At 68.3% G+C, this 13,044-nt stretch carries 14 protein-coding genes; 7 read left to right on the forward strand and 7 right to left on the reverse strand.

Annotated elements, in window-relative coordinates; genetic code table 11:
• The first annotated feature begins 116 nt into the window (after positions 1-116).
• The 3 genes from ACFWUR_RS13995 to ACFWUR_RS14005 are packed head-to-tail and all read left to right on the forward strand — an operon-like array spanning position 117 to position 2,471.
• Positions 117-1,124: a YncE family protein gene (locus ACFWUR_RS13995; protein ID WP_378906622.1), complete on the forward strand. Its 1,008-nt coding sequence runs from the start codon at positions 117-119 to the stop codon at positions 1,122-1,124.
• Positions 1,124-1,384, forward strand: coding sequence for a DUF5703 family protein (locus ACFWUR_RS14000; RefSeq protein WP_378906624.1), 261 nt, complete (start codon positions 1,124-1,126; stop codon positions 1,382-1,384). The genes ACFWUR_RS13995 and ACFWUR_RS14000 overlap by 1 nt, the downstream gene beginning before the upstream one ends.
• Positions 1,385-1,391: 7 nt before the next feature.
• A complete protein-coding gene (locus tag ACFWUR_RS14005; RefSeq protein WP_378906626.1) occupies positions 1,392-2,471 on the forward strand; it encodes a quinone-dependent dihydroorotate dehydrogenase in 1,080 nt (359 codons plus the stop codon).
• 4 nt (positions 2,472-2,475) lie between these two features.
• Here the strand turns inward: ACFWUR_RS14005 and ACFWUR_RS14010 are convergent, their stop codons facing one another.
• Positions 2,476-2,871, reverse strand: coding sequence for a hypothetical protein (locus ACFWUR_RS14010; RefSeq protein WP_378906628.1), 396 nt, complete (start codon positions 2,869-2,871; stop codon positions 2,476-2,478).
• A gap of 227 nt (positions 2,872-3,098) precedes the next feature.
• On the opposite strand from ACFWUR_RS14010, the gene ACFWUR_RS14015 reads away from it, so the two are divergent.
• From ACFWUR_RS14015 to ACFWUR_RS14025, 3 genes are all read left to right on the forward strand, one after another.
• Complete coding sequence (locus ACFWUR_RS14015; RefSeq protein ID WP_378906630.1) at positions 3,099-4,577, forward strand: PfkB family carbohydrate kinase; 1,479 nt, start codon at positions 3,099-3,101, stop codon at positions 4,575-4,577.
• A 70-nt stretch (positions 4,578-4,647) separates the two neighbouring features.
• A complete protein-coding gene (locus tag ACFWUR_RS14020; protein WP_378906632.1) occupies positions 4,648-5,334 on the forward strand; it encodes a GTP cyclohydrolase II in 687 nt (228 codons plus the stop codon).
• Between the two features lie 131 nt (positions 5,335-5,465).
• Complete coding sequence (locus ACFWUR_RS14025) at positions 5,466-7,289, forward strand: AMP-dependent synthetase/ligase (protein WP_378906634.1); 1,824 nt, start codon at positions 5,466-5,468, stop codon at positions 7,287-7,289.
• Positions 7,290-7,334: 45 nt separating this feature from the next.
• On the opposite strand, the gene ACFWUR_RS14030 is transcribed toward ACFWUR_RS14025, so the two are convergent.
• The 5 genes from ACFWUR_RS14030 to ACFWUR_RS14050 all read right to left on the reverse strand — a co-directional run bounded on the left by ACFWUR_RS14030 (position 7,335) and on the right by ACFWUR_RS14050 (position 10,976).
• On the reverse strand, positions 7,335-7,955 hold the full coding sequence (locus ACFWUR_RS14030; RefSeq protein WP_378906636.1) for a TetR/AcrR family transcriptional regulator: 621 nt from the start codon (positions 7,953-7,955) through the stop codon (positions 7,335-7,337).
• The gene (locus ACFWUR_RS14035) at positions 7,952-8,449 is read right to left on the reverse strand and encodes a DUF3237 domain-containing protein (RefSeq protein WP_378906638.1); all 498 of its coding nucleotides are present in this window, start codon (positions 8,447-8,449) and stop codon (positions 7,952-7,954) included. Before ACFWUR_RS14035 ends, ACFWUR_RS14030 begins: the two co-directional genes overlap by 4 nt.
• Complete coding sequence (locus tag ACFWUR_RS14040) at positions 8,446-8,913, reverse strand: ester cyclase (RefSeq protein WP_378906640.1); 468 nt, start codon at positions 8,911-8,913, stop codon at positions 8,446-8,448. The genes ACFWUR_RS14035 and ACFWUR_RS14040 overlap by 4 nt, the downstream gene beginning before the upstream one ends.
• Before the next feature lie 149 nt (positions 8,914-9,062).
• Entirely contained in the window at positions 9,063-9,590 is a 528-nt protein-coding gene (locus tag ACFWUR_RS14045) for a YbhB/YbcL family Raf kinase inhibitor-like protein (RefSeq protein ID WP_378906642.1), read from the reverse strand.
• Positions 9,591-9,614: 24 nt separating this feature from the next.
• Positions 9,615-10,976 carry a M20/M25/M40 family metallo-hydrolase gene (locus ACFWUR_RS14050; RefSeq protein WP_378906644.1) on the reverse strand — a complete coding sequence of 454 codons (1,362 nt, stop codon included), beginning with the start codon at positions 10,974-10,976 and terminating at the stop codon, positions 9,615-9,617.
• A gap of 228 nt (positions 10,977-11,204) precedes the next feature.
• On the opposite strand from ACFWUR_RS14050, the gene ACFWUR_RS14055 reads away from it, so the two are divergent.
• A complete protein-coding gene (locus ACFWUR_RS14055) occupies positions 11,205-12,164 on the forward strand; it encodes an endonuclease/exonuclease/phosphatase family protein (protein ID WP_378906646.1) in 960 nt (319 codons plus the stop codon).
• Between the two features lie 26 nt (positions 12,165-12,190).
• On the opposite strand, the gene ACFWUR_RS14060 is transcribed toward ACFWUR_RS14055, so the two are convergent.
• Complete coding sequence (locus ACFWUR_RS14060; protein WP_378906648.1) at positions 12,191-12,916, reverse strand: helix-turn-helix domain-containing protein; 726 nt, start codon at positions 12,914-12,916, stop codon at positions 12,191-12,193.
• Positions 12,917-13,044 lie beyond the last annotated feature (128 nt).

The following is a 13,044-nucleotide window of genomic DNA, read 5'->3' on the forward strand; positions in this document are numbered from 1 at the left end:
GTATCGCGCGTCACCGACACCGCCGACGCGAGCACCCGGTCGAAGCTACTGGTGAGTCATCATGGTCAGATGGTGATCAAGGGAGTCACCTCGTGCGGATTGAAGGAGTTCGGTGCATGCGCCCTCGTGGCTCGGTCGCCTCTGCGTTGGTCGGCGCGGCGGTTTTGGTGGTACTGACCGGGTGCAGCGGTGAAGACGGTGCTCCCGACGTTCCGACCAGAGTTCCGGCCACCGCGGCCGTCTCCCCCGCTACCGCGAACCCGGCAGGCCAGGTTTTCCCGGCGGCCGCCACGAAGGCTCTGCTCACCGAGCGCTCGACCGGCCGCCTCGCCGCCCTCGACACCGCGGGCACCGCACTGTCGCTGATCGATCCCGCCGCCCCGGCCACCGCGCGCACGGTCGCCCTCCCCGCCGTCGGGGCGGCGCTGGCCCAGGGCACGCCGGGCGAGGTGCTCGTCGCCGCCCCGCGCCGGGTGCTGCGCATCGACGCGACCACCGGCACGCTCACCGAGATTCCCGTCGACGGTGACGTGCACAGCGTGCACATTCGCACCGACGGCACGCTCGTCGTCGGCACGGCCGAGGGCACCGTGCGCGAGATGAACGCCGACGGCACGGTCACGCGCACGATCACCGGCCTGGTCTCCGCCGACGCGATCGCGGTGACCGGTGAGGACATCACCGTCCTCGACCGCAGGCAAACCGCCGTCGTCGCCGTGGGCGAGGACGCACTCGGCCTGATGCTGCGCGCGGGCGACGGTGCCACCAACGCCATCACCGACCCGCACGGCCGGATCATCGTGGCCGACACCGCAGGCGCTGAACTGCTGGTCTATTCGGCCGGTCCGCTCGTGCTGCGCCAGCGTTTCCCGGTATCATCGTCGCCTTACGCGCTCGCTTACGACCCGCGTTCGGACACGGTGTGGGTGAGCTGCACGCAGAGCAACGAGGTCGTCGGCTACGACCTGTCGACCGGCATCGGTGTCGAGACACGACGGTTCCCGACGCTGCGCCAACCCGACGCGATCACCGTCGACGAACGCACCGGCGACCTGTTCGTCGCCTCGGCCACGGGCGAGGGCCTGCAGCGGATCGGCGCGGACGAGCGGAAGAGAGGGCAGTGATGGCCACATCCCCCAGGCCTCGCAGTTCGCGCTCGGCGATACCGCCGAGCTGGGAAACCAGCAACGACGACTACGAATACGTACCCCTGCGGCTGCCACCCGAGGTCAACCGGGTCACCGCCTCGATGCGACTGGCCATCCAGGCCGAATTCGGTGGCTGGGAGTTGTCGCGGGTACGTGCCTACACCGACGGCAGTCGCCGGGTGCTGTTGCGCCGCCGCAAAAACGCCGTCCTGCCTGTGCCCGAACCCGGATTGTGAGTCGACCATGTACGCCCTCCTGTTACGCCTGATGTTCCTGATCCCGCCGGAGCGGGTCCATCACCTGGTGTTCGCCGCCCTGCGTTTCGCCACCTGGTTCCCGCCCACCCGGTGGCTGGCCCGCAAGCTCACCGTGGTCGAGGACCCGATCCTGGCGACCACCGCGTTCGGTGTCGACTTCCCCGCCCCGCTGGGCCTGGCCGCCGGTTTCGACAAGAACGCCGACGGCGCGAACGTGTGGGGCGCACTGGGTTTCGGTTTCGCCGAGATCGGCACCGTCACCGCGCACGCGCAGCCCGGCAACCCGACGCCGCGGCTGTTCCGGTTGCCCGCCGACCACGCCCTCATCAACCGGATGGGTTTCAACAATCACGGTGCCGCCGCCGCGGCCGCTCGCCTGCACGGCGCGCACCCCAGCGTCCCGATCGGCGCCAACATCGGCAAGACCAAGGTCACCGAACCCGACGCGGCCGCGGGCGATTACGCGACCAGCGCGCGATTACTCGGCCCGCTCGCGGACTTCGTCGTCGTCAACGTGTCCTCCCCCAACACCCCCGGCCTGCGTGATCTGCAAGCCGTCGAGTCCTTGCGCCCGATCCTGCAGGCCGTGCTCGACAGCGTCTCGGTGCCGGTGCTGGTGAAGATCGCCCCCGACCTGTCCGACGACGACATCGACGCCGTGGCCGATCTCGCCGTCGAACTGGGCCTGGCGGGCATCGTCGCCACCAACACGACCATCCGCCGCGACGGGCTCGACACGCCCACCGCCGAGGTCGAGGCCATGGGTGCGGGTGGCCTGTCCGGCGCCCCCGTAGCCGAACGCGCACTGGAAGTCCTGCGCCGCCTCTACGCCCGCGTCGGCGACCGGGTGATCCTGATCTCCGTCGGCGGCATCGAAACCCCCGACCAGGCATGGGCGCGCATCCTCGCCGGCGCCACCCTCCTGCAGGGCTACACCGGTTTCATCTACGGCGGCCCCTTCTGGACCACCCGCATCCATCGCGGCATCGCCGCCAACTTGCGTGCGGGTGGCTACGCCCGTCTGTCCGACGCGGTCGGCGCCGAACACCGCGCGCACTCGGTCTGACAGTTCAGCCGTGGTAGGCCTGGGGCGCCCGGTCCTCGTGCATCGACCGTGGCGGGCGTAGCCGGGACAGTTGGGCCGGTGGGTCGGGCACCGACTCCCCCGCGGCCGGTTCCTCGCCGCGTTGGCGGGCGTCGATGCGTTTGGCCAGCTTGATCAGTGCCTGCTGCCAGAGGATGCCGAGCACGTCGGCGCGGGCACTGATCTCGGCGTGCGCGAGCCGGTCGTGCACGGCGGCGAGATCGCTGACGAGTTCGTCGAGCTCCATGCCTGCCCAGGCTTGCTCACGGCTGAGGGTGTACTCGGGCAACCAGCTCAGTCGCCAGCCGCCGGTGTCGGTTCGTCGAGCGAATTCCGGCGTGCGGTCGCTGCGTAACGTGTCGTCGGTGCCTCGGATGACCATCGCGGACCTGCCTTCCCCGGCGGGGGCGCTGAGCCCTCCCCGAGCTTCTGGCGGGGCATCTACTCCCCGTAATCCAGTGTGGCATTTGCCATTTGTCTCGGTCAATTGCCATTGTTAGTAGGTAATTGCCGGATTTCGGGCGTGGCAAACCCGGCATTGTGGCGATCGCAGTGCGTCGTCCGCCCCGACGGGCCCGCGTCGGCCACGAGAAGTTGACGGGAGGCAGCATGCCCACGGTTCCCCAAGATGCCCGCGTCGCCGCGATCCGCAGCATCCTGGCCAGGTTGGGCAAGTACGCGGGTCTGAACGCAGAACGCTTGCGCCACACCGAGATCGACGCCGCGCCGCTGCTGGAGCTGCTGTCGGTGCGCCGATACGCGCGACGAACCGGGGCCTCCGTCGAGGCATCGATCCTGCCCGTGGTGCGCGAGATCGCGCAGTGGCTGCCGCCGACGGACCGGCTGATCGTGGACGCGGCGCTCTCGCTGGGCCTGTTCCGGGAACGATCCGGCGTGGGTATCGATGTCGAACGCCTTTACGCGGACAACCTCGGGGAACGTCGAGAGGCCTTGACCGAACAGTGGGTGGCGCTGCATACCCTGCTCGATGTCGACCCCGCCCCCGAGGCACCCACCGTCAAACGGTTGCGCACGGTCTCCGAGCATGCCGCCTTCACCGCGCTCGCCGGTTTGCTCGCCACCGACTCGGGTCATCCCATGGCCGGGCCGTCGGTCGCACAGCCCACCACCGTGTCGGCGCGCCGCGGTGTCGTCACCGTCTTCGGTGACGCCGTCATCGATCACCTCTATCGGGTCGACGCCTTCCCCACCGCCGACACCGCGGCAGGCGGCACCTTCACCGGCCACCCGGGCGGCAAAGGGCTCAACCGCGCTGTCGCCGCCGCCCGACTCGGCATCGGAGTGCACCTGGTCTGCGCGGTCGGCGGTGACGAATACGGCCGCCGCATCCTCGAATTCATCGACGCCGAAGGTGTCCACCTCGACCTGGTCAAGGTCGTCCCGTTCGCGACGTCGCTGGTCACCGCGGTGGTGGTCACCCCCAACGGCGAGACTCGCATCATCGGTTGCCGCGACAGTCGCGTCCAACTCCAAGACGACGACCTCCATCGCCCCGAGTTGCGCGCCGCCCTGGAGGCCTCCGACGCGGTGATCCTGAGCTTCGAGCCACCACCGTCGGTGATCGAGCAGGTGCTGTCGGTGGTGTCGCGAATGCGACCCAAACCGCCCGTCATCGTGTGCCCGACGCCGTCGATGCCGGTGCCGCAGAGCCTGTATCAGCATCTGGGCGCGGTCGACTACCTCGTCGGCGCCGCCGCGGATCTCGGCGCGCTGCTGCCCGATGTGCCCGCCGAATCCGCCGACGATATCGCCCGACTGCTGCGCGGCCTCGGCGTCGGCACTGTCTGCACCGTCGAGAACTTCCGGTGCGTCGTCGCCTCCGACACGGTCGAGACGGTCGTCGACCATTTCCCGCAGGTGCTCAAAGCCTCGGTCGGCGCCGCCGCCGCGTTCACCGGCGCGCTGGCCTATCGTCTGGTCGATTCCCGAACTCCGCTCACCGCAACCGATTTCGTGTGGGCGACCGCGGCGATGATTCCCACCCAGAATTTGGGCGCGGTGGCGGTGTCGATGCCGAGCGTGGCCGAGATCGACCGCATCGTGCGGCTGTACGCGCCGTCTGCCTGATCCGGGGGTACAGTCGCGCCGTCGAGCTCGCATGCCTGTCCGGTTCCGCCCTTCCCCGCACGGAGGATCGTTGACCATTCTGTCGTTCGGCGGTGCCAGGACCGGGCGTGCCGGTGCCGACACCGCGCACCGGCTGGGTCGCCACGGCACACAACTACCGATCCGGGTCATCGAGATCCCCGACCCCCGTGACGGCGGGCACCTGCTCGTCTTCGGCGAACCTCGCGACGGCTGCCTGGTACGAGTGCACTCACGCTGCCTGTACGGCGAAGGCCTCGGCTCCGACGACTGCGACTGCGGCGGGGAACTCACCGAGTCGATGGACCGCATCCAGGCCGAGGGCGCGGGTGTGCTCGTCTACCTGGAGCAGGAAGGTCGCGGGGCAGGCTTGATCTGGAAAGCTCGTGGCTACCGGGAAAGCGAACAGTCCGGCGCCGACACCTTCGACAGCTACCGGCGCCTCGGCCTCGACGCCGACACCCGCTGCTACGACCCCGCCGCCCACGCGCTGCGCGAGCTCGACCTCACCCGCGTCCGACTGCTCACCAACAACCCCGACAAGTGCCGGGCACTGACCGAGGCCGGGATCACCGTCGAGCCCGTCGCCCTCACCATCGCCCCGCGATCCTCGCGCGGAAGGCAATATCTGCAGGCCAAACGGCGCCACCGCCGCCACACCATCGCCGTCGATCCACTGGCCGACGAGCCTCGATCGATCCGGGGTCGGTCGTGGTGGTGGCCACGTGGTCGCCGGTAACCCCCCTCACAATCCCCTATGTCCGGTTACGATGAGTGAGCCACGCCACTGCTGACGCCTCCGCCTCGAGATAACGAGGCAGTTTCACTCGCATTGGTTCGGCATCCAGCTCGGCCTATGGGAACAGGGATATGACAGACATCGGTTTCGCGCACGCATCCGGGGTCACGGTGCACACCGTGCCCGCCGCCTTCCAGCAAACTGCCGCGCTGCGGCCCGACCAGGTCGCGTTGCGCACCGTCGGTGGCACCCAGGAGATCACCTGGGCCGAGTATGCGACCAGGGTGCGCGCATTGGCCGCGGGACTGGCCGAACTCGGCGTGCGCCACGGCGACGCGGTCGGCATCATGCTCACCAACCGACCCGAGTTCAACCTGATCGACACCGCCGCCCTGCACCTGGGTGCCATCCCGTTCTCGGTGTACAACACCAGCTCCACCGAACAGATCGCGCACGTGTTCGCCAACGCGGGCAACAAGGTGGTCATCACCGAGCAGGCGTTCCTCGACACCATCCGGGCCTCGGGCGCTGAGATCGCGCACACGGTCATCGTCGACGGCACCGCCGAGGGCACCGTGACCTTGGCCCAGCTGGAATCCGATCCTCAGCCGGACTTCGATTTCGACGCGGCCTGGCAGGCGGTGCAGCCCAGTGACCTGGCCACCCTCATCTACACCTCCGGGACCACCGGCCCGTCCAAGGGTGTGGAGCTGACCCAGAGCAATGTGATCGCGCAGGTCGTCGGCCTGGTCTCGGGTCCGTTGCCGGTCGGTTTCGACGACCGTGCCGTGTCGTACCTGCCCGCCGCGCACGTCGCCGACCGCATCTCCGCGCACGCGATGAGCCTGCTCACCGGCATCCAGATCACCACGGTGACCGATCCGCGTGAAATCGCCGCGGCCCTGCCCGATGCCCGCCCGACCGTGTTCTTCGGCGTGCCTCGGGTGTGGCAGAAGATCAAAGCCGGCATCGAGAACAAGCTCGCGGTCGAGCCCAGCCCGGTCAAGAAGGCGCTCGCGAACTGGGCGATCGGTGTCGGTGTCGCGCAGGCCAAAGCGAACCTCGCCGGTCAGAGCTCACTATTGCTCGGCGTGCAGCACAAGATCGCCGACGCGCTCGTACTGTCCAAGCTGCGCGGGGCGCTCGGGTTCGCCGAGCTGAAGGTCGCCGCGTCCGGCGCCGCACCGGTGCCGCCGGAAACCCTCGAGTACTTCCTCGGCCTCGGCTTCGCCGTCAGCGAGGTGTGGGGGATGTCGGAAACCGCGGGCGTGGGCACCTTCACCGAGATCGACAAGCCACGCCCCGGCTCGGTCGGACGTGTCATGGACGGTGTGGAGCTGCGTCTGGACGCAGACGGCGAGGTCCTCATCCGCGGCCCCATCATCACCCCCGGCTACCGCAACATGCCCGACAAGACCGCCGAGGCGATCGACGACGCGGGCTGGCTGCACACCGGCGACATCGGCACCCTCGACGCCGACGGCTACCTGCGCATCGTGGATCGCAAGAAGGAACTGATCATCAGCGAGGCGGGCAAGAACATCGCCCCTTCCAATATCGAGAACGCCATGAAGGCGGCCTCGTCGATGATCGGCCAGGCCGTCGCGATCGGTGACGCCCGCCCCTACATCACCGCCCTGATCATGCTCGATCCCGACGTGGCGGCGTTGCGCGCCAAGGACTTCGGCGCCACCGACGCCACTCACGCGGAGCTGGCCCGTCGTCAGGAGATCGTCGACGAGGTCAGGGAAGCGGTGCTCGCGGGCAACCGCAAGCTCTCGCGGGTGGAGCAGATCAAGCGCTTCGTGATCGTGGACAATCTGTGGGAGCCCGGCGGCGACGAGCTGACCCCGAAGATGTCGCTCAAGCGGACCCCGATCTCGAACAAGTACGCCGAGCAGATCGACCAGCTCTACGCCGCGACACCGCCCGAGCATGTGGTCAACGTGAAGTAGGCACGACGCACGGCGGTGGCCACGGAGATCCCGTGGCCACCGCCGTTATTGCGGGCTCGGCGGCAGGAGACGGTCGATCACCTGGCGCATCTTGCGGGCGTCCTCGACGTTCGCCAGGCGCAGCGCGATATTGGCGGCGTTGAGCAGGGCGTCGATCTGGAGAATCGTCGCTTCGGTATCGGTGTGCTCGACCTGCCCTTCGGCGGCGGCCGCGTCGAATTCTCGTGCGAGGGTGCCCAGCCATGCGCGACGTTGTTCGCGCAGCGCCTCGCGGATCGGTCCGGGATGGCTGTCGAACTCCGGCACCGTGGCACCCCAGAAGCAGCCACCGGGAAACAGTGGCTGGGTGGCATAGTCCATCCACCGCTCGATCAGCAGGCGCAGCCGGTCCCCGCCCGCTCGTGCGCCCTGCGTCGGCGCGAGAACAGCCTCGACGAACACTTCCTGTGCGGTGTGCACCGTGGCCAGCTGCAAGTTCTCCTTGGTGCGGAACAGGGTTTGAATTCCCGCTTTGCTGATCGTGAGGTCATCGGCGAGTCGTCCGAAGCTGAGCCCACCGAGTCCGTCCAGCGAGGCGATGTCGACGGCGCGCCGGGTGATGAGCCGACGCGATCGATCGCCACGCTGACGGCGAAGATCTCCGTCCGGGTTGGGTGTGGGCGTCACAACACGCGCTCCACGTGGTAGCCCACACCGCCGTCGACGAGATATCCCGACCCGACGGCGACGAGGTCGTTGAGCCAGGCGTATCGGGTGGATCCGGTTTCGAAAAGAGGGTTGGTCCGGAAGTAGTAGCGTGCCGGGTCGATCCGGTGCCGTGATGCCGGGTCGGCCATGTCCGCGCGGACTTGCGGCGGTATCACCCAGCGCCCCAGATAGGTCATGTACACGAGTTCGTCGTCGTCGGTGCGCAGCGTCAGCCGAACGTCGAGCAGCATCACCCCGTCCGGACGGATCAGGGCCCAGTCGCCGCCGCCTGCCACCACCTCGCCGCGCAGGTCCGGACCGTCGAACGATCCTCCGGCCGCGCGGTAGAGCACCCGCCGACCGAGTGGAGCGTCGGCGCCGAAGTCCACTCGCGGGTCCAGATCGACCACAATGTCGAAAAGGGGTGCGGTGCTGATTGTTTCGACCGTCTTCGCTCGCGTATCCACCGTCATCGCCGACCCTGCACTCGGCTGGTGCCGCCGAACAGCGTGTGACGAACCGTATCCGTGGACACACCCGATTGTGCGCACAGGCTCGACAGATCGAGGAAGAAGTGTTCGCTCGCGATCAGGTCGTCGGCGAAGGTGAATCGGAGGAATACCGGCACCTCGGCGCGCCGACCGTTCGGAACGACCCCGAATCGTGGACCGGTCATGGTCATTCGCGCGGTGCCCCAGCACACCAGCGACTCGCCGTCGTCGGCGTGACCTTCCAATTCGACCAGATAGTCCGGAAATGCCGCGAAGAACCGCGCCAGGGCCTTCTCGTTGGCCGCCGCTCCACGGGCTGTGGTACCGAACGCCGGGCTCTCCAACACCATGTCGGGGTGCAGTAGTCGCATCGCCGCGGGAAGGTCCTGTCTGCTCTTGGCAACGGCCAGCGCCTGCGCGAGCTCGAACATACGGCGATCGTCCATGGTGGGCGTCCTTCTACCAGGAAATACCGGGCCGAATCGACCCCGCAACAAAACCATACAGTCGACCGTATGTATTTTCAACGGAGACGGCGTCCCCGGACCCCGCGGGCAGCCGAGCGAGACGCACGCCCGCTGCCCGCAGGTCGGTCTCAGCGTTGTTCGTAGGTGCCGATCAAAGTCGCCCGACCCAGCGTGTGGGTGAACAGATTGAAGCCGAGAAACGCGGGAGCGGCATCAGACCCGAGCTCGAGTGCCGGCACATCCACGGCGTGCACCACGACGAAATAGCGGTGCGGACCATGACCTTTGGGCGGGCCTGCACCGACGAAGCCGGGGAAGCCGCCGTCGTTGCGCAGGGTCACCGCGCCCGCGGGCAGGGTGCCGCCTTCGCTGCCCGCGCCGGTGTCGAGCTCGGTGGTCGAGGCCGGGATGTTGGCCACGGCCCAGTGCCAGAACCCGGACGCGGTCGGGGCGTCGGGGTCGTAGACGGTCACGGCGAAGCTCTGCGTGCCCTCCGGGAAACCCGACCAGCTCAGCTGCGGGGAGATGTCCTTGCCGCCCGCACCGAAGACCCCCGACACCTGGTCGTTGCCCAACGGCTGACCGTCGGTGATGTCGGTGGAGGTGACGGTGAACGACGGTACCTGCGGGAGCGCGTCATAGGGGTTGTGGCTCATGAAGTCCTCTCGAATGTTGGACGGTCAGCTGTGCAGCAGGAAGTGTTCCAGCACTCGGGTGCCGAATTCCAGCGAGTGCACCGGCACCCGCTCGTCGACCCCGTGGAACAGTGCCGTGAAGTCCAGGTCGGGCGGCAACTGCAGCGGCGCGAAACCGAAGCAGCGAATTCCCAAGCGCGCGAACGCTTTCGCATCGGTGCCACCGGAGAGCATGTAGGGCACGGTGCGCCCGTTCGCGTCGTGGGCAAGCACCGCGTCGTTCATGGCGTCGACGAGATGGCCGTCGAAAGTGGTCTCGTAGGAATCGAGCTTGGTGATCCACTCACGTTCCACGTCGGGACCGATCAGTTCGTCGACCTCTCGCTCGAATGCCGCCTGCCGTCCGGGCACCACCCGGCAGTCGACCACGGCCTCGGCGGTCTGCGGGATGACGTTGGCCTTGTAACCGGCCTGCAGCATCGTCGGATTGGCGGTGTCGCGCAGGGTGGCGCCGATGATGCGGGAAACGGTGCCCAGCTTGGCGAGCTGGCCTTCGATATCGGGTCCGTGTGGGTCGAAGGCCAGCCCGCTCTCCTCACTCACCGCGGCGAGGAACTCGGCCACCGAATCCGACAGCACCACCGGGAAGGTGTGGCGACCCAGGCGCGCGACGGCCTCGGCGAGAATGGTGACCGCGTTGTCCTCGTGCAGGAACGATCCGTGTCCGGCGCGTGCCTTGGCGCGCAACCGCATCCACCCCAGGCCCTTCTCCGCGGTCTCGACCAGGTAGAGCCTGCGTTCGGTGCCGTCGGGGCGCGGGACCGTCAGCGAGAACCCGCCGACCTCGCCGACCGCCTCGGTGACGCCGTCGAACAGGTCGGGCCGGTTGTCCACCAGCCACTGCGAGCCCCATTTGCCGCCGTTCTCCTCGTCGGCGAGGAACGCGAACACCAGATCGCGCGGCGGCACCGTGCCTTCGGCTTTGAACTGGCGGGCCAGGGCCAGCGTCATCCCGACCATGTCCTTCATGTCGATGGCGCCGCGCCCCCACACGTAGCCCTCACGCACCGCACCGGAGAACGGATGCACGCTCCAGTCGGCGGCCTCGGCGGGCACCACGTCGAGGTGGCCGTGGATCATCAGCGCGCCGCGACCGGCATCGGCGCCCTTCAACCGCGCGAACACATTGCCGCGCCCCGGCGCTCCCGACTCGACGTACTCGGTCTCGTAGCCGACCTCGTGCAATTGCCGCGCCACCCACTCGGCGCACTCGCGCTCGCCCTTGGTGGTGGCCAACTCGCCGGTGTTGGAGGTGTCGAACTGGATCAACTTGCTGACCAGGCCCACCACCTCGTCTTCCGCGCGGGACCGCCCGTTCGAACCAGAATTCTCGCCAGATGCCGACACGCCCCCTTTCCTACCACCATTCACGCATCCACCGCGCCACCTCCCGTGGTTGAGGCCCTTGCATCGCTGCTCGTCGCCGCCGACTCGGCGTGAGCGAAACTTCCCCGACGTAGCGGAAGACGCGGTGTCGGTTTCTCGGCGAAGAAGTCGTGCAGTCCGGTCCGCCGAGTGACCGGAGCGGCTGAGCGGAGATTGGTGTGCGGCCCCGTCGCGTGCTTGGCTGGCGCAGTGAGAGCGCGGGTAGTCCGGATCGGGGTCGGTCTGATGGCGGGGGCGGCGACGCTGGCCGGGGCCGCGGGTGTGGGGCTGCATTTCGTCCGCTGGCCGCTGGAACCGCTCGTTCTGGCAGCATCGGGGGCGCCCTACCTGATGGGCGGTGCGATGCTCGGTGCCGTCGGTTTTGCGGCCACCAGGCGGTGGATAGCGACCGGTGTGGCGGTGGTCGTGGCCGGAGCGGGCATCGCGACGCAGGCACCACTGTATTTCGCGGAGCCGGGCGGTGACGGGCCGCCGATCATGACGATGCAGGCCAACCTGCTTTTCGACGGTGCCGATCCGGATGCTCTGGTGGATCAGGTGCGCGCGCGTGACATCGCGATCCTCACCGTCAACGAACTGACCCGCACCGCCGTCGATAGCCTGTCGCGTGCCGGTCTCGACCAACTCCTGCCCCACCGCTACCTCGCGCCCGGACGGACAGCCAGCGGCACCGGCATCTGGAGCCGATTCCCCCTGTCCGACACCGTCGAATACGACGGTTACGTCCTCAATCAGATCTCGGCCACCGCCACCGTTCCCGAGGTGGGCCCGGTGGCGATCTACGCCTTCCACCCCGTTCCCCCGGTCTATGACACCGGGGTCTGGGCTGACGAGCTCGCCCGCCTCGACGACATCCTGCGCAACTCCCGCACCGACCGCCCCGCGATCGTCGGTGGCGACTTCAACGCCACCCACGACCACGCTCGTTTCCGCGCCATGACCGCGGGCCGTTTCGCCGATGCCGCAGCGCAAGCGGGCGCGGGTCACCTGGTCACCTATCCCACCGACAAGCGCCTGCCACCACTGGTCGGCATCGATCATTTCCTGCTCGCCGACGCCCACGCCACCACTGTCGAAACCGTCGACCTGCCCGGCGCCGACCACCGAGCACTGATCGCCCGGGTCGTCCTCACACCGACTGATCGGTAGCCGTATTCCGTTGCTGAGTTCGCTCGCTACTCCCCTTCGGCGGCGCGCTCGGCCAGCCGATCTCGCCACTGCTCCATGGCCTGCCGCAGTGCCGCGCCCACAATGACCACGAATTCGCCCGACAGTTCGAAGCGCGCACCCGCGGGGGTGTCGGGGCCGAGCACCTCGACTCCACGTCGGGTGATCGCGGCCAAGGCGTTCTGCATCTGCACCGACGCGACTAGATTGCGCATCCAGATGTCGTCGTCGATGACGTAGCGCTCGCGCCGCGCGCCGGGGACCAGTTCGCGGCGCAGCATGCCCTGCTGTTCGAGAAAGGCCACCGCGTTCGAGATCGACGCCGGGCTCACGCGCAGCCGCTCGACCAGTTCGGCGGCGGTGAGCGCACCCGAGTCGGTGATCTGTAGGCAGGCGAGGACTCTGGCTTCCATTCGAGGCAGACCCTGTTCGATGAGCAGGGCGGTGAACGACTCGGCGAAGTCGGCGACCGCCCGGGGATCGCGTCCGTAGCCGGTGTCGGAGAGTGGCACCGCCGCGGGCTCGGCCTGTTTGTGCCTGCGGGCGCGTTGCCGGGTTGCTTCTTGCGCGCGTTCGGCGCGGTAGTCCTCGGGACCGCCGTTGCGGGTGACCTCGCGCATGACGGTCGAGGCGGGTCGCCCCAGCTGTCGCCCGATCTCTGCGTAACCGAGTCCTCGCGCCAGGCCCGCGGCGATGTGGCCACGGTCCGCGTCGGTGAGTCTGCCTCCGGGCATCGCTGCTGGTCACCTCTCTGTCGTCGGGCGCGAGATTCGTCGCCGGCGCGAAACCCAGTATGCATTCACCGCCAATTCATTGCAATATATTGACCCTTTGGCCATTGCATTCACCGTCGTTGTCATTG

The sequence above is a fragment of the Nocardia sp. NPDC058633 genome, from assembly GCF_042717045.1.
GTDB lineage: Bacteria > Actinomycetota > Actinomycetes > Mycobacteriales > Mycobacteriaceae > Nocardia.